General features: G+C 72.2%; 20 protein-coding genes. 14 read left to right on the top strand and 6 right to left on the bottom strand.

All coding sequences use genetic code 11. The annotated features are described in order from the left end of the window. Positions 1-139 precede the first annotated feature (139 nt). The 7 genes from hrcA to ACWV17_RS22660 all read left to right on the top strand — a co-directional run bounded on the left by hrcA (position 140) and on the right by ACWV17_RS22660 (position 6,568). Positions 140-1,156: a heat-inducible transcriptional repressor HrcA gene (gene hrcA / locus ACWV17_RS22690; RefSeq protein ID WP_455356398.1), complete on the top strand. Its 1,017-nt coding sequence runs from the start codon at positions 140-142 to the stop codon at positions 1,154-1,156. Next, entirely contained in the window at positions 1,157-2,293 is a 1,137-nt protein-coding gene (gene dnaJ / locus ACWV17_RS22685) for a molecular chaperone DnaJ (RefSeq protein ID WP_455356397.1), read from the top strand. 66 nt (positions 2,294-2,359) lie between these two features. Next, positions 2,360-3,439 (top strand): nitronate monooxygenase, encoded by a 1,080-nt coding sequence (locus tag ACWV17_RS22680; protein ID WP_455361207.1) that lies wholly within the window; start codon positions 2,360-2,362, stop codon positions 3,437-3,439. Beyond that, on the top strand, positions 3,436-4,173 hold the full coding sequence (locus tag ACWV17_RS22675; RefSeq protein WP_455361206.1) for a 16S rRNA (uracil(1498)-N(3))-methyltransferase: 738 nt from the start codon (positions 3,436-3,438) through the stop codon (positions 4,171-4,173). Before ACWV17_RS22680 ends, ACWV17_RS22675 begins: the two co-directional genes overlap by 4 nt. Before the next feature lie 101 nt (positions 4,174-4,274). Continuing rightward, entirely contained in the window at positions 4,275-4,634 is a 360-nt protein-coding gene (locus ACWV17_RS22670; protein ID WP_455361205.1) for a histidine triad nucleotide-binding protein, read from the top strand. A gap of 11 nt (positions 4,635-4,645) precedes the next feature. Then, the gene (locus tag ACWV17_RS22665; protein WP_455356393.1) at positions 4,646-5,557 is read left to right on the top strand and encodes a ribonuclease Z; all 912 of its coding nucleotides are present in this window, start codon (positions 4,646-4,648) and stop codon (positions 5,555-5,557) included. An 18-nt stretch (positions 5,558-5,575) separates the two neighbouring features. After that, a complete protein-coding gene (locus ACWV17_RS22660; protein WP_455361236.1) occupies positions 5,576-6,568 on the top strand; it encodes an adenosine deaminase in 993 nt (330 codons plus the stop codon). Here the strand turns inward: ACWV17_RS22660 and ACWV17_RS22655 are convergent. After that, a complete protein-coding gene (locus ACWV17_RS22655) occupies positions 6,532-7,986 on the bottom strand; it encodes an MFS transporter (RefSeq protein ID WP_455361204.1) in 1,455 nt (484 codons plus the stop codon). The genes ACWV17_RS22660 and ACWV17_RS22655 overlap by 37 nt on opposite strands. A gap of 230 nt (positions 7,987-8,216) precedes the next feature. Between ACWV17_RS22655 and ACWV17_RS22650 the strand changes: the two genes are divergently transcribed. From ACWV17_RS22650 to era, 7 genes are all read left to right on the top strand, one after another. Next, positions 8,217-9,332: a PfkB family carbohydrate kinase gene (locus ACWV17_RS22650; RefSeq protein ID WP_455361203.1), complete on the top strand. Its 1,116-nt coding sequence runs from the start codon at positions 8,217-8,219 to the stop codon at positions 9,330-9,332. A 135-nt stretch (positions 9,333-9,467) separates the two neighbouring features. Then, a complete protein-coding gene (locus ACWV17_RS22645; protein WP_455356389.1) occupies positions 9,468-10,484 on the top strand; it encodes a PhoH family protein in 1,017 nt (338 codons plus the stop codon). Between the two features lie 28 nt (positions 10,485-10,512). Next, positions 10,513-11,010 (top strand): rRNA maturation RNase YbeY, encoded by a 498-nt coding sequence (gene ybeY / locus ACWV17_RS22640; RefSeq protein ID WP_455356388.1) that lies wholly within the window; start codon positions 10,513-10,515, stop codon positions 11,008-11,010. After that, positions 11,007-12,278, top strand: coding sequence for a hemolysin family protein (locus ACWV17_RS22635; protein WP_455356387.1), 1,272 nt, complete (start codon positions 11,007-11,009; stop codon positions 12,276-12,278). The genes ybeY and ACWV17_RS22635 overlap by 4 nt, the downstream gene beginning before the upstream one ends. Then, complete coding sequence (locus tag ACWV17_RS22630; protein ID WP_455361202.1) at positions 12,275-12,631, top strand: MmcQ/YjbR family DNA-binding protein; 357 nt, start codon at positions 12,275-12,277, stop codon at positions 12,629-12,631. The genes ACWV17_RS22635 and ACWV17_RS22630 overlap by 4 nt, the downstream gene beginning before the upstream one ends. Before the next feature lie 46 nt (positions 12,632-12,677). Beyond that, entirely contained in the window at positions 12,678-13,031 is a 354-nt protein-coding gene (locus ACWV17_RS22625) for a cytidine deaminase (RefSeq protein WP_455356385.1), read from the top strand. A gap of 93 nt (positions 13,032-13,124) precedes the next feature. After that, positions 13,125-14,087: a GTPase Era gene (gene era / locus ACWV17_RS22620; RefSeq protein ID WP_455361201.1), complete on the top strand. Its 963-nt coding sequence runs from the start codon at positions 13,125-13,127 to the stop codon at positions 14,085-14,087. A gap of 34 nt (positions 14,088-14,121) precedes the next feature. On the opposite strand, the gene ACWV17_RS22615 is transcribed toward era, so the two are convergent. The 5 genes from ACWV17_RS22615 to ACWV17_RS22595 all read right to left on the bottom strand — a co-directional run bounded on the left by ACWV17_RS22615 (position 14,122) and on the right by ACWV17_RS22595 (position 17,764). After that, positions 14,122-15,399, bottom strand: a complete 1,278-nt coding sequence (locus tag ACWV17_RS22615) for an MFS transporter (protein WP_455361200.1) — start codon at positions 15,397-15,399, stop codon at positions 14,122-14,124. Next, positions 15,383-16,759, bottom strand: coding sequence for a GH1 family beta-glucosidase (locus ACWV17_RS22610; protein WP_455361199.1), 1,377 nt, complete (start codon positions 16,757-16,759; stop codon positions 15,383-15,385). The genes ACWV17_RS22615 and ACWV17_RS22610 overlap by 17 nt, the downstream gene beginning before the upstream one ends. A 67-nt stretch (positions 16,760-16,826) precedes the next feature. Next, positions 16,827-17,216 (bottom strand): PIN domain-containing protein, encoded by a 390-nt coding sequence (locus ACWV17_RS22605; protein ID WP_455361198.1) that lies wholly within the window; start codon positions 17,214-17,216, stop codon positions 16,827-16,829. Beyond that, a complete protein-coding gene (locus ACWV17_RS22600; protein ID WP_455361197.1) occupies positions 17,213-17,452 on the bottom strand; it encodes a type II toxin-antitoxin system CcdA family antitoxin in 240 nt (79 codons plus the stop codon). The genes ACWV17_RS22605 and ACWV17_RS22600 overlap by 4 nt, the downstream gene beginning before the upstream one ends. Before the next feature lie 39 nt (positions 17,453-17,491). Next, entirely contained in the window at positions 17,492-17,764 is a 273-nt protein-coding gene (locus ACWV17_RS22595; protein WP_455361196.1) for a GNAT family N-acetyltransferase, read from the bottom strand. Between the last annotated feature and the right edge of the window lie 150 nt (positions 17,765-17,914).

Below are 17,914 nucleotides of genomic sequence, written 5' to 3'. Positions count from 1 at the left end.
TAGCCGTGCGTCCATCCGCCGTACACTGGCCGGGGGATTGCTGGCACTCGAACGCAGCGAGTGCCAGGGCGAGTGCCAGGGCCAATGCCCAGGCCAGTGCCAAGCCCGGGACCGACGACCACAGCTGGAGGTGTGCGCGATGCTCAGCGAACGCAGACTCGAGGTGCTGCGCGCCATCGTCCAGGACTACGTGGGCACCGAGGAGCCCGTCGGCTCCAAGGCGCTCACCGAGCGGCACGCCCTCGGCGTCTCGCCGGCCACCGTGCGCAACGACATGGCGGTACTGGAGGACGAGGGCTACATCGCGCAGCCCCACACCAGTGCCGGACGCATTCCGACCGACAAGGGCTACCGGCTCTTCGTCGACAAGCTGGCGGGGGTCAAGCCCCTCTCCTCGCCCGAGCGGCGGGCGATCCAGAACTTCCTGGACGGGGCCGTCGACCTCGACGACGTGGTCGGCCGGACCGTGCGGCTGCTGGCCCAGCTGACCCGGCAGGTCGCCGTCGTCCAGTACCCCTCGCTGACCCGCTCGACGGTGCGGCACGTGGAACTGCTGGCGCTGGCCCCGGCGCGGCTGATGCTGGTCCTGATCACCGACACCGGACGGGTCGAGCAGCGCATGGTCGACTGCCACGCGCCGTTCGGTGAGACGTCGCTGGCCGATCTGCGGGCCCGGCTCAACAGCCGGGTGGTGGGCCGCCGCTTCGCGGACGTGCCGCAGCTGGTGCAGGACCTCCCGGACTCCTTCGAGCAGGAGGACCGCGGCACGGTGTCGACCGTGCTCGCCACGCTCCTGGAAACCCTCGTCGAGGAGACGGAGGAGCGGCTGATGATCGGCGGCACCGCCAATCTCACCCGCTTCGGGCACGATTTTCCCCTGACGATCCGGCCGGTGCTGGAAGCGCTCGAGGAGCAGGTCGTGCTGCTCAAGCTGCTCGGCGAGGCCAAGGACTCGGGAATGACCGTACGCATCGGGCATGAGAATGCCCATGAAGGGCTGACGTCCACATCGGTCGTCGCCGTCGGCTACGGTTCGGGCGACGAGGCAGTCGCCAAACTCGGCGTGGTCGGACCGACCCGCATGGACTACCCCGGAACGATGGGAGCGGTACGCGCAGTGGCACGTTACGTCGGACAGATCCTCGCGGAGTCGTAAGTGGCCACGGACTACTACGCCGTACTCGGCGTCCGCCGAGACGCTTCGCAGGACGAGATCAAGAAGGCGTTCCGGCGGCTCGCGCGCGAGCTGCATCCGGACGTGAACCCTGATCCCAAGACGCAGGAGCGTTTCAAGGAGATCAACGCCGCCTACGAGGTGCTGTCGGACCCGCAGAAGAAGCAGGTCTACGACCTCGGCGGCGACCCGCTGTCCGCGGCCGGCGGCGGAGGCGCGGGCGGCTTCGGGGCCGGTGGCTTCGGCAACTTCTCCGACATCATGGACGCCTTCTTCGGTACGGCGTCCCAGCGCGGCCCGCGGTCCCGTACCCGGCGCGGCCAGGACGCGATGATCCGGCTGGAGGTTGAGCTGGACGAGGCGGCCTTCGGTACGACCAAGGACATCCAGGTCGACACGGCGGTCGTCTGTACGACCTGCTCGGGCGAGGGCGCGGCCCCCGGCACCTCCGCGCAGACCTGCGACATGTGCCGTGGCCGCGGCGAGGTCTCCCAGGTCACCCGGTCCTTCCTGGGTCAGGTCATGACCTCGCGGCCGTGCCCGCAGTGCCAGGGCTTCGGTACGGTCGTGCCGACCCCGTGCCCCGAGTGCGCCGGCGACGGGCGCGTCCGCTCCCGCCGTACGCTCACGGTCAAGATCCCGGCCGGTGTCGACAACGGCACCCGGATCCAGCTCGCGGGCGAGGGCGAGGTCGGCCCCGGCGGTGGCCCCGCCGGTGACCTGTACGTGGAGATCCACGAGCTGCCGCACTCGGTCTTCCAGCGGCGCGGCGACGACCTGCACTGCACGGTGACGATCCCGATGACGGCGGCGGCGCTGGGCACGAAATGCCCGCTGGAGACGCTGGACGGGCTGGAGGAGATCGACATCCGGCCGGGTACGCAGTCCGGCCAGTCGATCCCGCTGCACCAGCGCGGCGTCACGCATCTGCGCGGCGGCGGGCGCGGTGACCTGATCGTCCACGTCGAGGTGACGACCCCCAGCAAGCTGGACTCACAGCAGGAGGACCTGCTGCGCCAGCTGGCCATACTGCGCGGCGAGGAGCGGCCCCTCGGCCAGTTCCAGCCCGGCCAGCAGGGGCTGTTCTCCCGCCTGAAGGACGCGTTCAACGGGCGCTGAGCGCTGGACTATGCCAGGCGAAATGCTCGATTCGGAGCTGTGCGGGGGACGTGGCACGATGCCGTCATGTCCTCCGCACTGACCGATCTCTGCCGGTATCCGATCGTGCAGGCCCCCATGGCGGGCGGCGTTTCCTGTCCTCAGCTCGCCGCCGCCGTGTGCGAGGCGGGCGGGCTCGGTTTCCTGGCGGCCGGGTACAAGACTGCGGACGGCATGTACCAGGAGATCAAACAGCTGCGCGGGCTCACCGGCCAGCCGTACGGGGTCAACCTCTTCATGCCGCAGCCCAGCCACGCGGACCCCGCCGCCGTCGAGGTCTACCGCAGCCAGCTGGCCTGCGAGGCCACCTGGTACGAGACCCCGCTCGGGGACACCGACGCGTGCGGGGACAGCGACGACGGCTACGACGCCAAGCTGGCCACCCTCCTGGAGGACCCCGTACCGGTCGTCTCCTTCACCTTCGGCTGCCCGGCCCGTGCCGTACTCGACGCGTTCGCCGCGGCCGGCACGGTCACGGTGGTCACCGTGACCTCCGCCGAGGAGGCGAGGACCGCCCAGTGGCAGGGCGCCGCCGCGCTCTGCGTGCAGGGCATCGAGGCCGGCGGCCACCAGTCCACGCACCGGGACGACCCGCAGGCGGACGGCTCCGGCTTCGGACTGCTGGCGCTGGTGTCGCAGGTGCGCGAGTGCGTGCACCTGCCGATCATCGCGGCGGGTGCGCTGATGCGCGGCTCGCAGATCGCGGCCGTGCTGACGGCGGGCGCGGAGGCCGCGCAGCTCGGCACGGCGTTTCTCGTCTGTCCCGAGTCCGGAGCGAACGTGCTGCACAAACAGGCCCTGACCAACCCGTTGTTCGTACGGACGGAACTGACCCGGGCGTTCTCGGGCCGGCCGGCCCGCGGTCTCGTGAACCGGTTCATGCGCGAGCACGGCCCGTACGCCCCGGCCGCCTACCCCCAGGTGCACCACCTCACCTCCGGGCTGCGCAAGGCCGCGGCGAAGGCGGGCGACGCGCAGGGCATGGCACTGTGGGCGGGGCAGGGTCACCGGATGGCACGCGAGCTGCCCGCTGGGCAGCTGGTCGAGGTGCTCGCCGCCGAACTGGCCGAGGCGCAGTCCGCGTTGACGTACCGGAACGCGTCATGACCGCCCCGGTGTTCGTGGTCGACCGCGTCCCGGGCGGGCCGGAATTCGTCCTGGACGGGCCCGAGGGGCGGCACGCGGTCTCGGTGAAGCGGCTGCGCGCCGGGGAGGACGTCGTCCTGACGGACGGCCGGGGCCGCTGGGCGGAGGGCGTCGTGCGCGCCGCCGAGGGCAAGGACCGGCTGGTCGTGATGGATCTGCACGAGATCGGCGAGGAGCCCGCCCCGGAGCCGCACATCACCGTCGTCCAGGCCCTGCCGAAGGGCGACCGCGGCGAGCTGGCCGTCGAGACCATGACGGAGACCGGCGTCGACGCGATCGTGCCGTGGCAGGCGTCGCGCTGCATCACGCAGTGGAAGGGCGACCGGGGCGCCAAGTCCCTGGCCAAGTGGCGCAGTACGGTCCGCGAGGCGGGCAAGCAGTCGCGCCGCGTGCGCTTTCCCGAGGTCGCGGACGCGATGACGACCAAGCAGGTGGCGGCGCTCCTGGCCACCGCGGACTTCGCGGCGGTCCTGCACGAGGAGGGCAGCGACCCACTGGCCACCGCCACCCTGCCCGGCCAGGGCTCGATCGTGCTGGTCGTGGGCCCGGAGGGCGGGGTGTCCCCGGACGAGCTGGCGGCGTTCGCGGAGGCGGGCGCGAAGCCGTACCGCCTGGGCCGTACGGTGCTCCGCACCTCCACAGCAGGCACGGCGGCAACGGCCCTGCTCCTGACCCGCACGGGCCGCTGGAGCTAAGGGCCCGGACAGGATCCAGGTCGATCCTGTCCGGGCCCGGCCCGATAGCATGGGTGGGAAAGATCGACACAGCCTGATCGACGTTCCGAGGAGGCCCGGGCATGGCGGGTGAACCGCAGGAGGACTGCCTGTTCTGCAAGGTCGTCACGGGGGAGGTCCCGGCGACCGTGGTGCGGGAGACCGAGACGACCGTCGCGTTCCGCGACATCAATCCGCAGGCCCCGACGCACGTCCTGGTCGTTCCCCGGGTGCACTATCCGGACGCCGCCTCGCTCGCCGCCGCCGAGCCGCAGATCGCCGCCGACCTGCTGACCGCCGCCGGTGAGGTCGCCGCGCAGGAGAAGGTCGACGGCACCGGCTTCCGGATTGTCTTCAACACCGGCACGGGCGCGGGCCAGACCGTCTTCCACACGCACCTCCATCTGCTCGGCGGCCGCGGCCTCAACTGGCCCCCCGGATAACGGGACACGTCTTGTCCGTACGAGAACTGGTGGTCCTCGGCACCGCCAGCCAGGTCCCCACCCGGCACCGCAACCACAACGGCTACCTCCTGCGCTGGGACGGCGAGGGCATCCTCTTCGACCCGGGCGAGGGCACCCAGCGCCAGATGCTGCGGGCCGGGGTCGCCGCGCACGACATCAACCGGATCTGCGTCACGCACTTCCACGGCGACCACTCGCTCGGGCTCGCCGGCGTCATCCAGCGCATCAACCTCGACCGGGTCCCGCATCCCATCGCCGCGCACTACCCGGCGAGCGGGCAGCGTTTCTTCGAGCGGCTGCGGTACGCGACGGCCTACCGCGAGACGGTGCTGCTGGACGAGGTGCCGGTCGCCGTCGACGGGGTGCTGGCCGCCACCCCCGCGTACACCCTCGAAGCGTGCCGGCTCTCGCACCCGGTCGAGTCCTTCGGCTACCGGCTCACCGAGCCCGACGGGCGCCGTATGCTGCCCGAGCGGCTGGCCGCGTTCGGGATCAAGGGCCCGGCGGTCGGGCGGCTCCAGCGCGAGGGCGTGCTGGACGGCGTCACCCTGGAGCAGGTCAGCGAGGTCCGGCCGGGCCAGCGCTTCGCCTTCGTGATGGACACCCGGCTGTGTCCGGGCGTGCACGCGCTCGCCGAGGGCTGCGACATGCTGGTCATCGAGTCGACGTTCCTCGACGAGGACGAACAACTCGCCGTCGACCACGGTCACCTGACCGCGGGACAAGCCGCGCGGGCGGCCCGGGACGCGGGCGTGAAGCACCTCGTACTGACACACTTCTCGCAGCGGTACGCCGACCCCGACCTCTTCGAGCGGCAGGCGCGCGTCGCGGGCTTCGAAGGGGAACTGACCGTCGCCCGTGACCTGCTGCGCGTACCCCTCCCCAAACGTCAGCACCCATGAGTCATGAGTGAGGCCGCCGTGCCCCTTCCCAAGGCAGAACTCCACCTCCACATCGAGGGCACGCTCGAACCCGAGCTCGCCTTCGCGCTGGCCCGGCGCAACGGCGTCGTGCTGCCGTACGCCGACAGCGCGGAGCTGCGCAAGGCGTATCTCTTCGAGGACCTGAAGTCCTTCCTCGACCTGTACTACGGCCTGATGGCCGTCCTGCGCACCGAACGGGACTTCACCGAGCTCGCCGACGCCTATCTCGCGCGCGCCGCCGAACAGGGCGTACGGCACGCCGAGATCTTCTTCGACCCGCAGGCGCACACCGCCCGCGGCATCCCGATCGGCACCGTGATCGACGGCCTGGCCCGCGCCCTGGACAGCAGCGAGGAGAAGCACGGCGTCTCCACCCGGCTGATCATGTGCTTCCTGCGGGACAGGTCCGCCGAGTCCGCGATGCAGACCCTGGACGCCGCGAAGCCGTATCTGCACCGGATCGCGGGCGTCGGCCTGGACTCGGCGGAGGTCGGCCACCCGCCGTCGAAGTTCCACGAGGTGTACGAGGCGGCCGCCGCCCTCGGGCTGCGGCGGGTCGCGCACGCGGGGGAGGAGGGGCCGCCCGCGTACATCTGGGAGGCCCTGGACATCCTCGGCGTCGAGCGGATCGACCACGGGCTGCGCTCGATGGAGGACCCGGAGCTGGTGGAGCGGCTGGTCCGGGAACAGGTGCCACTGACGCTCTGCCCGCTGTCGAACGTCCGGCTGCGCGCCGTCGACACGCTGGAGGACCACCCGCTGCCGTCGATGATGGAGGCCGGTCTGCTGGTCACCGTCAACTCCGACGACCCCGCGTACTTCGGCGGGTACGTCGGCGAGACCTTCTACGCCATCCACGAGGCGCTCGGGCTCGGCAACGAGCAGCTGCGCGCGCTGGCCCGCAACTCCTTCGTGGCGGCGTTCCTCGACGACGACGAGGAACGCCGGGCGCGCTACCTCGCCGAGGTGGAGGCGTACGACTTCGGCTGACCGGCCGCCGCCGCGCCCGCCGGAGCCGTACGGTCGCGGGCCGACGGCCGGGAGAGTGGCCGGGACAGCGGCCGGTACAGGGGTCGCGGCAGCGGCCGGGCCAGCGGCCGCGAGAGCACCAGTCGCAGCGGCCGCCGCGCCACCGCGATCTCCGCCACCGCCAGTTCGGGCGCGCCCACGCGCGGCACCGCACCGGACGGCGCACCCGTCGTCGCGGCCACCACGGCGGCCGGCGCTCCGCCGCGGCGGCGGACCGAACCGGGGACGAGCGGGCGGCCGGCCGTGTGCAGCGCGACCGCCGTCATGGGGGCGGCCACCAGCAGCAGGACGGCGCCCAGTACCAGCCCCATCACCGGGAACCCGGCCAGCTCTGAGAGCACGCTGCCGGTCACCGGACCGCAGGCCACGCCCAGCGAGGACGCCGACCCCACCAGCACCGCCCACCGGCCGCGCGGATCGAGCGAGGCGGCGAGGCCGATCAGATACGAGAGCACCACGGGATAGAAGGTGTTCCACAGGATCTCGCCGGCCGCGAAGGACACCAGCCCGTCGGCCGCCGAACTGACCGCGACACAGCAGGCGATGACCGCCGTGCCCGCCCCGATCGGCACCGCCCGCCCCAGCCGCGCGCCCAGGATGCCCGCCGCCGTGACCCCCAGCAGGCCCGCGCCCAGCGCCACCGCGAAGACCGCGCCGAGGGCCACCTCGGAGAGTCCGGCCTGCTGGAGGCCGATCCGTCCGCTCACGCCCCACAGCGCGTTCTGCGCCAGCGACCAGCAGAGCATCGCGCCCGCCAGCACCAGTCCGGAGCGGCGGTACGGCAGCCGCCCGCCGGCCGCGGCGACGGGACCGCCCCGGGACGGCCCGGACAGCCGCCCGGCCGCGGGCCACACCACGGCCGCGACGACCGCGATCGCGGCGAACGGCAGCCCGTGCCCGGTGCCGAGCCGGGGCATCGTCAGATAGAGCGCGCCGGCGGTCGCGGACACCGTCAGCAGCCCGAGCGCGGAGGCCCGGTGGGGGTCGCGCTGCGCGGCGATGCCGGACGCGGCCACCGCCGTCGCGGTCCCCGAGCCGAAGCCGCCCAGTGCCGCGCCCGCCACCACCAGCGGAACCCAGGAGGTCAGCGCGGCGCTCCCGTACCCGGCCATCGCCAGCAGCAGCCCGAGGCGGGCCAGGCGCCGGGCCCCGTACCGCTCGACGCGCGAGGCGAGGGTGAAGCCCGCGGTGGCGGAACAGAGCAGCAGGGTGGAGCCGACCAGGCCGGCCTGGGAGGGCGTGAGCCCGAGGCTGTCGTCGAGGCGGCCGACGACGGTGGGGAGGAGGTACGCGGCGAGGTAGCCGGCGGTGAAGACGGCGACCAGCGGCCAGGCCGCGTGCGGGCGCGCGTCGGAGCGCGAGTGCGGGCGCGAGAACACGGACGTTCCTGAGGGCATGCGTGATGAACGGGGGAAGTACGGGGAAACCCGAAGAAAGGGGGAGGAGCGGCTGCCGATGGCAGGAACGCGGCCCAAGTTGTATCAAGCGCGCGGAGTTGAAGGAAAGGCAGCTCTGGGTCGTCCCACCGTGAGGTGAGTCACACTTTGTTTGGGCCGTTTGCGCGAGGGTAGTACCGGCCAATTTCTCCACCAGGAACGGGGAGCACGCCGTGATCATTCGCAACGGACAGGAGCCGGGCCCCACCGCCCTCGACCCTCTCGGCGGACTGCGCGCGCCGGAGGATCCCGACTGCGACGTCTTCCTGACCGGCACGGTCTTCCTCGACATCATCTTCACCGGCCTGGACAGCGCCCCCGTCCGCGGCACCGAGTCCTGGGCGAGCGGCATGGGGTCGAGCCCCGGCGGAGTCGCGAACATGGCCACCGCCCTGTCCCGGCTGGGGCTGCACACCTCGCTCGCCGCGGCCTTCGGCGACGACCACTACGGCGAGTACTGCTGGGACGCCCTGGAACAGGGCGAGGGCATCGACCTGTCGCGGTCGCGGACCGTCCCCGGCTGGCACTCGCCGGTCACCGTCTCCATGGCGTACGAGGGCGAGCGGACCATGGTCTCGCACGGCCACGAGGCCCCGCCGCCGTCCGGCTCCCGCCCGTTCCCGGACTGCCCGCCCCGGGCGCGGGCCGCGGTCGCCTCGCTCGCGCCCGGCCGTCGGGAGGAGTGGATCGCCTCCGCCGCCCGCCGCGGCGCCCGCGTCTTCGCCGACGTCGGCTGGGACGAGACCGGCCGCTGGGACCTGACCGGCCTCGCCGACCTCGGGCACTGCGAGGCGTTCCTGCCCAACGCCGAGGAGGCGATGCGCTACACCCGTACCGACTGCCCGCGGGCCGCCGCCCGGGCGCTGGCCGACCGGGTGCCGCTGGCCGTGGTGACGCTGGGCTCGGAGGGCGCGTACGCCGTGGACGCGGCGACCGGCGAGACCGCCGAGGTACCCGCGATCCTCGTGGAGGCACTGGACCCGACGGGCGCGGGCGACGTCTTCGTCGCCGGATTCCTCACCGGGACGCTGGCCGGCTGGCCGCTCGCCGACCGGCTGGCCTTCGCCGGGCTCACCGCCGCCCTGTCGGTGCAGGAGTTCGGCGGCTCGCTGTCGGCGCCCGGCTGGGCCGAGGTGGGCGGCTGGTGGCAGCAGGTGCGCACGATGCCGGGGGCGGATCCGGAGGCCCTGCGGCGTTACGCCTTCCTGGAGGACCTGCTGCCGGCCGACGGCAGGGCGTGGCCGCTGCGCCGGGCGGTACCGACGATCGGATTCCGTCACCCCGCGTAGCCGTGTCGTCGCGCAGCCCCGCCCGGCAAAACCCCTCGGAGTTGTCCGTGGCACGTCGTACTCTTGGTATTCCAGAGGTTCCCGAGCAGCGAGAACCCTGCAACGGGAGGTATGTGCAGGCCACAGAGCCGGCCCATGACTCAGACACCCACAGACCACAGCCCCGCGCAGGGGCAGGCACGAGCCCACTTCACCGTCCCCGCCAAGCACCCCATGGTGACGGTCCTGGGATCGGGTGACGCCCTGTTGCGCGTGATCGAGAAGGCGTTCCCGGCCACCGACATCCACGTCCGGGGAAACCAGGTGAGTGCGATCGGCGAAGCGGCGGAAGTCGCCCTGATCCAGCGCCTGTTCGACGAGATGATGCTGGTGCTCCGCACCGGACAGCCGATGACGGAGGACGCAGTGGAACGCTCGATCGCCATGCTGAAGGCGAGCGAGAACGGCAACGGCCCGGCCGAGACGCCGGCCGAGGTGCTCACGCAGAACATCCTCTCCAGCCGTGGCCGCACCATCCGCCCCAAGACCCTGAACCAGAAGCGGTACGTCGACGCCATCGACAAGCACACGCTCGTCTTCGGCATCGGGCCCGCGGGTACCGGAAAGACCTACCTCGCCGTGGCCAAGGCGGTCCAGGCCCTGCAGTCCAAGCAGGTCACCCGGATCATCCTGACCCGGCCCGCCGTCGAGGCGGGCGAGCGGCTCGGCTTCCTGCCCGGCACGCTGTACGAGAAGATCGACCCGTATCTGCGGCCGCTCTACGACGCGCTGCACGACATGCTCGACCCCGACTCGATCCCGCGGCTGATGGCGGCGGGCACGATCGAGGTCGCGCCGCTGGCCTACATGCGAGGCCGGACGCTCAACGACGCGTTCATCATCCTCGACGAGGCGCAGAACACCAGCGCCGAGCAGATGAAGATGTTCCTGACCCGGCTCGGCTTCGACTCGAAGATCGTCGTCACGGGTGACGTCACGCAGGTCGACCTGCCGGGCGGCACGAAGAGCGGGCTGCGCCAGGTCCAGGGGATCCTGGAAGGCGTCGACGACGTCCACTTCGCCCGGCTCACGTCCCACGATGTCGTACGGCACAAGCTGGTCGGCCGTATCGTCGACGCGTACGAGTTGTACGACAGCCAGAACGGGCTGTGACATCCCACGAGAGCAGACAAGCCAGCACATGTCGATCGACGTCAACAACGAGTCCGGAACCGAGGTCGACGAGCAGGCGATCCTCGACATCGCCCGTTACGCGCTCACGCGGATGCGTATCCACCCCCTCTCCGAGCTGTCGGTGATCGTCGTGGACGAGGGGGCGATGGAGCAGCTGCACATCCAGTGGATGGACCTGCCGGGCCCGACGGACGTCATGTCCTTCCCGATGGACGAGCTGCGCCCGCCGGCCAAGGACGACGAGGAGCCCCCGCAGGGGCTCCTCGGTGACATCGTGCTCTGCCCGGAGGTCGCCAGGAAGCAGGGCGAGGAAGCGGCGACGCAGCACTCCATGGACGAGGAGCTCCAGCTCCTGACCGTCCACGGGGTGCTGCACCTGCTCGGCTACGACCACGAGGAGCCGGACGAGAAGGCGGAGATGTTCGGCCTCCAGGCCGCGATCGTCGACGGCTGGCGGGCCGAGCACGGCCTGACCGGGCCCTCCCCGGCGCCCACCGTCTCGTGAGCGTCCAACTGGTCATCGGCGCGGTCCTGCTGGTCGTCGTCGCGTGGTTCGCGGCGTGCGCGGAGGCGGGCATCGCGCGCGTCTCCAGCTTCCGGGCCGCGGAGGCCGTACGGTCCGGGCGGCGCGGCGGCGCGAAGCTGGCCCAGGTCGCGTCCGACCCGACCCGGTACCTCAACGTGGCCCTGCTGGTGCGGGTCGCCTGCGAGACAGCCGCCGGCGTGCTGGTGACGTACGGGTGCCTGGCGGAGTTCGAGGAGACCTGGGCGGCGCTGCTCATCGCCATGGGCGTGATGGTGCTTGTCTCGTACGTGGCCGTGGGGGTCTCCCCGCGCACGATCGGCCGCCAGCACCCGATGAACACCGCCACGGCGGCCGCGCACGTCCTGCTGCCGCTGGCCAGGATCATGGGCCCGGTCCCGCAGCTGCTGATTCTCCTCGGCAACGCCCTGACACCCGGCAAGGGCTTCCGCAAGGGCCCCTTCGCCAGCGAGGCCGAGCTGCGGGCGATGGTCGACCTTGCCGAGCAGGAGTCGCTGATCGAGGACGACGAGCGCCGGATGGTGCACTCCATCTTCGAGCTGGGCGACACGCTCGTCCGCGAGGTCATGGTGCCACGGACGGACCTGGTCTCCATCGAGCGCTTCAAGACGATCCGGCAGGCGCTCACCCTCGCGCTGCGCTCGGGCTTCTCGCGCATCCCGGTCACCGGGGAGAACGAGGACGACGTCGTCGGCATCGTGTACCTCAAGGACCTGGTGCGCCGCACGCACATCAACCGCGACGCCGAGGCGGAGGCCGTCTCCACGGCGATGCGGCCCGCGGCGTTCGTTCCGGACACCAAGAACGCGGGCGATCTGCTGCGCGAGATGCAGCGAGACCGCAACCACGTCGCCGTCGTCATCGACGAGTACGGCGGCACCGCCGGCATCGTCACGATCGAGGACATCCTGGAGGAGATCGTCGGCGAGATCACGGACGAGTACGACCGTGAACTGCCGCCCGTGGAGGAGCTCGGCGACGAGCGCTACCGGGTCACCGCGCGCCTCGACATCGGCGACCTCGGCGAGCTGTACGGCCTGGACGAGCTCGACGACGAGGACGTGGAGACGGTCGGCGGGCTGCTGGCGAAGGCCCTCGGCAGGGTCCCGATCGCGGGCGCGACGGCGGCGGTCGACCTCCCCGACGGCCGTGCGCTCCGCCTGACGGCGGAGTCCCCGGCCGGCCGCCGCAACAAGATCGTGACGGTGCTGGTGGAGCCGGCCGGATGACTCCCGCGCAGCTGAGGGCGTTCTGCCTCGAACTGAACGGCGTGGCGGAGGAGTTCCCGTTCACCCCGGAACACTCGGTGTTCAAGGTGGGCGGGAAGATGTTCGCCCTCAGCGCGCTGGACGAGGAACCGCTGACGGTCTCCCTCAAGTGCGAGCCCGACCTCGCCGTGCAGCTCCGCGCGGAGCACCCGGCGATCGTGCCGGGCTGGCACCTCAACAAGCGCCACTGGAACACGGTGACGCTGGACGGATCACTGCCGGACCGGATGGTCCGGGAGATGATCGAGGACTCGTACGACCTGGTGGTCGCGGGCCTGACGAAGGCGGAACGCCTGCGCCTGGACCGCGCGTAGCGGGGGGTGTCGCGGCCGGGGCCGGGGCGCTCCTTATGCTCGGCACATGACCCAGAGCACCGAGATCGGCCCCGAGGACCGCAAGATCATCACGCTGGCGCGCAGCGCCCGCGCGCGCAACGACGTGCCCGAGGGCGCGGCGGTGCGCGACGAGACCGGGCGTACGTACGTCGCCGGCAGCGTCGACCTGGACTCGCTGAAGCTCAGCGCGCTGCAGACGGCGGTCGCGATGGCGGTGGCGAGCGGCGCCACGTCGCTGGAGGCCGCGGCCGTGGTGACCGAGGCGGACACCCCGTCGGACCCGGACCGCGCGGCGGTCCGCGACCTGGGCGGCCCGGACACCCCGGTGCTGCTGGCCGGCCCGGACGGCGTCCTCAAGGTCACGGTGACCGCGGGCTGACCGGGCGGGCGGCAGGCGATCCGCCCCTGCGCAGGGGGCGTACGGAGGCGTCGGTGAGCCCGCTGGTCGGTGCCCCTCCGGGGATCGGGGAGAATGGGGCGCATGAGCGCTCCTTCCTCGTCCACACCCGAGCCCGCCGCGACCACGCACCGCGCGGGCTTCGCGTGCTTCGTCGGCCGGCCCAACGCGGGTAAGTCGACCCTGACCAACGCACTGGTGGGGACGAAGGTCGCGATCACCTCCAACCGTCCCCAGACCACCCGGCACACCGTGCGCGGCATCGTGCACCGGCCCGACGCACAGCTCGTGCTCGTCGACACCCCCGGTCTGCACAAGCCGCGCACGCTGCTGGGCGAGCGGCTCAACGACATCGTCCGGACCACGTGGGCCGAGGTCGACGTCATCGGTTTCTGCCTGCCCGCCAACGAGAAGCTCGGCCCGGGTGACAAGTACATCGCGAAGGAGCTCGCGGGGATCAAGAAGACCCCCAAGATCGCGATCGTCACCAAGACCGACCTCGTCGACTCCAAGCAGCTCGCCGAGCAGCTCATCGCGATCGACCGGCTCGCCGGTGAACTGGGCTTCGAGTGGGCGGAGATCGTCCCGGTCTCGGCCGTCGGCGACAAGCAGGTCTCCTTGCTGGCCGACCTGATCGCCCCCCTGCTCCCGGAGAGCCCCCCGCTCTACCCGGAGGGCGACCTCACCGACGAACCCGAGCTGGTCATGGTCGCCGAGCTGATCCGCGAGGCCGCGCTCGAAGGCGTACGGGACGAGCTGCCGCACTCCATCGCGGTCGTCGTGGAGGAGATGCTGCCGCGCGAGAACCGCCCGGCGGACCGGCCGCTGCTCGACATCCACGCCAACGTCTACATCGAGCGCCCCAGCCAGAAGGGCATCATCATCGGCCCGAAGGGCTCCCGGCTGAAGGAGGTCGGGACGAAGTCGCGCAAGCACATCGAGGCGCTCCTCGGTACGCCCGTCTTCCTCGACCTGCACGTGAAGGTGGCCAAGGACTGGCAGCGGGACCCCAAGCAGCTGCGCAAGCTGGGCTTCTAGGCGCGAGCCGGCCCTCAGGAGCCGGGCACCTGTCCTACTCGACACCCCGGATGCGGTGCACCAGGACCGCGCCCGCGAGGCCCAGCAGGGCCGCGACCGTGTACAGCACGGAGTAGCCGCCCAGGTGCGTGACGACCGGGGCGGCGATCGCGGGGGCCAGGACCTGGGGGAGGGCGTTGGCGATGTTGATCACGCCGAGGTCCTTGCCCCGGTCCGCCGCGGCCGGCAGCACCTGGGTCATCAGCGCGAAGTCCACCGCGGTGAAGACGCCGAAGCCGATGCCCAGCAGGACGGCCGCCGTCACGGCGCCCGCCCAGGTCTGCCAGGACGCCAGCAGCCCGGTGGCGGCGGCGATCAGTACACCCGACCACAGCACGAACGGCTTGCGGCGGCCCGTACGGTCCGACCAGATCCCGCCCACGACGACCGTGGCCAGCACCATCACCGCGTTGACGGCGGTCAGGATCAGCACCCCGTCCTGCGGCCCGCCGTCCTCGCCCGCGCCGTAGTGCAGGACATCGCGCAGGTAGTACAGGAGATACAGCAGCGCCACCGCGTTGCCCAGGTTGATCAGAAAGCGGGTCAGCCACGCCCAGGCCAGGTCGGGGTACGCGCGCGGGCTGATCCAGAACCCCCGGGCGAAGCCGCGCCACGTGAACGGCGGGCGCCGCGCGAGCCGCGGGTCCCGGTACAGGACGAGATACGGGACGACGGCCAGCACGGTGAAGGCCGCGCAGGCCAGATAGCCCGCGGTGATCCCGCCCGCGGCGGTCGCCAGACCCGTGCCGGCCACCACCCCGAGCATCTGGGCGAGCCCCAGCCAGCCGCCCACCGAGCCGCGCTGGCCGTACGGCACCCGGTCCGGGACGGCGGCCGTCACGGCGGCGAACGCGGCGTTCAGCGCGAGCTGAACCAGGCACCAGCCCAGCAGCAGCGCGGCGACGCTGTCCGCGCCCGACAGCAGCACGAGCCCGGCGGCGCCGCCCAGGGTGCCGGCCGCGATCCACGGCGTACGGCGCCCGAAGCGGCCGGCCGTACGGTCCGACAGCGCGCCGAAGAACGGGTTCGCGACGAGCGAGACCGCCGCGCCGACGCCCGTCACCCAGGCCAGCAGCGTTTCCTTGGACATCCCCGCCGGGTGGAGTTCCGCGGCCTGGAGGGCGAGGAGGATCTGGATCGGTCCGAACCAGCCCACCCATATCCCGCCGTTGGCGAGGGAAAGGGCCGCGGTCCAGCCCCGGCCGACCCTCTCGGTGGGCTCCGCCAGGGCGGCGGCATCACCCGCCGCCGCGTCCTCAGTCGCGGAGGCCACGCAGCGCCTCGCGCAGCCAGTGGTACGAGGCCTTCGGCGTCCGGGCCAGCGTGTCGTAGTCGACGTGGACGAGCCCGAAACGCTGCGAAAAGCCCTCCGCCCACTCGAAGTTGTCGAGCAGCGACCAGACGAAGTAGCCGCGGACGTCGGCGCCCGCCTCCATCGCCTCGTGCAGCGCCCGCAGGTGCCCGTCGAGGTAGCTGATCCGCTCCTGGTCGTCGATGCCGTCGTAACTGCACCCGTTCTCGGTGACGACCACCGGCGGCAGCCGGTCGCCGTACCGCCGGCGGAGCAGGGTGAGCTGCTCGGGAAGTCCCTCGGGGACGACGGGCCAGCCGAAGGCGGTGCGTGGCCTGCCCTCGATCTGCCGGATGGCGAAGGGGAGCCCGGCGGGCAGTTCGATGCCCGCGAACTCCCCGGCCTCGGCCCCGGCCCCGTCGTCCGGGGCGCCGATCAGCATCGGCTGGTAGTAGTTGAGCCCGTACCGGTCCAGCGGCTCGGAGATCACCTTCAGATCGGCGTCGACGGGGCCCGGCAGCAGGGCCGCCAGGCCTTCGTCGGGGTAGCGGCCGAGGAGCACCGGATCGGCGAACATCCGGTTGGTGAGCGTGTCGTAGAGGTCCGCGGCCGCCCTGTCGGCCGCCGCGGGGGAGGCGGCCCGGACCGGGCTGTGGGAGTTCGCGATGCCGATCCGCGCGGCGCCGCGGGCGCGCAGCGCCTGCACGGCCAGGCCGTGGCCGAGGAGCTGGTGATGGGCGGCGGGCAGCGCGTCGAAGAGCAGTCGGCGGCCCGGCGCGTGCTCGCCCAACGCGTAACCCAGCAGGGTCACTTCGGCCGGTTCGTTGATCGTGATCCACAGGCCGACGCGGTCGGCGAGCCGGGCGGCGACGGCGTCGGCGTACTCCGCGAAGCGGTACGCGGTGTCGCGGACCATCCAGCCGCCGGCCTCCTCCAGTTCCAGCGGGGTGTCCCAGTGGAAGAGGGTGGGGGTCGGGCTGATGCCGTGCGCGCACAGTTCGTCGACGAGCCGGTCGTAGAAGTCGAGCCCGGCCGGATTGACCGGCCCGCTCCCGGCGGGGATCACCCGGGACCATGAGACCGAGAAGCGGTACGCGCCGGCGCCGAGTCCGTGGATCAGCGCGACGTCCTCGCGGTAGCGGTGGTAGTGGCCGGTGGCGACGGCCGCCGTACTGCCGTCCTTGACCCGTCCCGGCTCGGCGGTGAACACGTCCCAGACCGAGGGCGTCCTGCCGTCCTCCCCGGCCGCGCCCTCGATCTGGTGGGCGGAGGTGGACACGCCCCAGAGGAAGTCCCGGGGGAAGGGCGGCAGCGGCGGCCGGGCGGGGGGTGAGGGCTTCATCCCGGGATGATCGCGAGCTTTCTGACGATGTGTCAAGAGTGCGGCTGTGAGCCGCCGTTCGGGCGTCTCACAGGGCGATGAGCCGGACCCGGCCGCCGCAGAGCTTGGCCATGTCGTCGACGTCCGACGTCAGCATCGCGACCGGCCCGGCCTGCCGCAGGGCGGCCTCGGCGACCGTGGCGTCAAGGGCGTACTTGTGCCCATGCAGGCCGGCGTCCCTGAGCAGCTTCGCCGCGGCCTTTGCGCTCTGCTCGGTGACGGGTTCCACCTTGATGCGGGAGAGCAGCCAGTTCAGCCGGGCCGTGTCCGTCCGTGCGTGCGTGACCTCGATGATCGTGTTGGCGCTGATGACGAGATCGGTCTCGCTCCGCTGCGCCGCGTCGATGAGCGCGGCCACCTTGCGGTCCTGGGCCAGCCAGCCGGACAGCCCCTGGCAGTCCAGAACGAGAACGCTCACGCCGCCTCACCGTGCGAGGCGGCGGAACCGTGCAGCAGGGCGTCGGCCGCGGCCCGCTCGTCGTCGGTGAAGGCCCCGTGCTCCGCCTGGTACCGGCGCAGCTCCTCGGCGAGCAGATCGTTGCGGATCTTGCGCGCGAGGGCGTCCGCGGCATAGCCGGAGAGATTGTCGGTGAGCTCACGGGCGGACTCCACCAGCTCCTCGGGGAGCGTGATGGTGATCTTCTTGGTGGCCATGCCCTCCACCATACTGCGGTATGGCGTCAGCTGGGTCGGCTATTCGACGGGCTCCGCGATCAGCGCCGTCGCCACCCGGCGGAAGCCGAGGCGGGCGTAGATCCGGGCCACGTCCTCGTCGCCCGCCGACAGGAACACCGTCCCGACGCCGCGCGCCCGCGCGTCCGCCACCAGGGCCGCCGTCACGGCGAGGGCCAGGCCCCGGCGGCGGGCGGAGGGGAGCGTGCCCACGCCGACGATCTCGGTGACGCCGCCGACCGGGTTGTGTTGGCCGGCGCAGAGCACCACGCCGTCCTCCACCGCCGCGGCCACCACCGTCAGCCCGGCCCGGATCCGCCCGGCGAGCTGTTCCAGCGAGCCGTCCGTCGCGCGGTCCGGTATCTCCGCGGCCAGCTCCGCCGGGCCCGCCGGACCGATCGCGGTGCCCGGCGCGGCGAAGGCGAGGGGCTGTCCGGCGGATCA

It is taken from the genome of Streptomyces mabaensis, assembly GCF_053763515.1.
Note: the sequence above shows the minus strand (reverse complement) of the source record. Positions and strands in the feature narration are given on the sequence as shown.

Coding starts and splice junctions, on each gene's coding strand:
- ybeY (WP_455356388.1), top strand. CDS start 10,513: ATGTCGATCGACGTCAACAACGAGTCCGGAACCGAGGTCGACGAGCAG.
- era (WP_455361201.1), top strand. CDS start 13,125: ATGGGGCGCATGAGCGCTCCTTCCTCGTCCACACCCGAGCCCGCCGCG.
- ACWV17_RS22625 (WP_455356385.1), top strand. CDS start 12,678: ATGACCCAGAGCACCGAGATCGGCCCCGAGGACCGCAAGATCATCACG.
- ACWV17_RS22600 (WP_455361197.1), bottom strand. CDS start 17,452: ATGGCCACCAAGAAGATCACCATCACGCTCCCCGAGGAGCTGGTGGAG.
- ACWV17_RS22645 (WP_455356389.1), top strand. CDS start 9,468: ATGACTCAGACACCCACAGACCACAGCCCCGCGCAGGGGCAGGCACGA.
- ACWV17_RS22675 (WP_455361206.1), top strand. CDS start 3,436: ATGACCGCCCCGGTGTTCGTGGTCGACCGCGTCCCGGGCGGGCCGGAA.
- ACWV17_RS22610 (WP_455361199.1), bottom strand. CDS start 16,759: ATGAAGCCCTCACCCCCCGCCCGGCCGCCGCTGCCGCCCTTCCCCCGG.
- ACWV17_RS22630 (WP_455361202.1), top strand. CDS start 12,275: ATGACTCCCGCGCAGCTGAGGGCGTTCTGCCTCGAACTGAACGGCGTG.
- ACWV17_RS22670 (WP_455361205.1), top strand. CDS start 4,275: ATGGCGGGTGAACCGCAGGAGGACTGCCTGTTCTGCAAGGTCGTCACG.
- ACWV17_RS22680 (WP_455361207.1), top strand. CDS start 2,360: ATGTCCTCCGCACTGACCGATCTCTGCCGGTATCCGATCGTGCAGGCC.
- hrcA (WP_455356398.1), top strand. CDS start 140: ATGCTCAGCGAACGCAGACTCGAGGTGCTGCGCGCCATCGTCCAGGAC.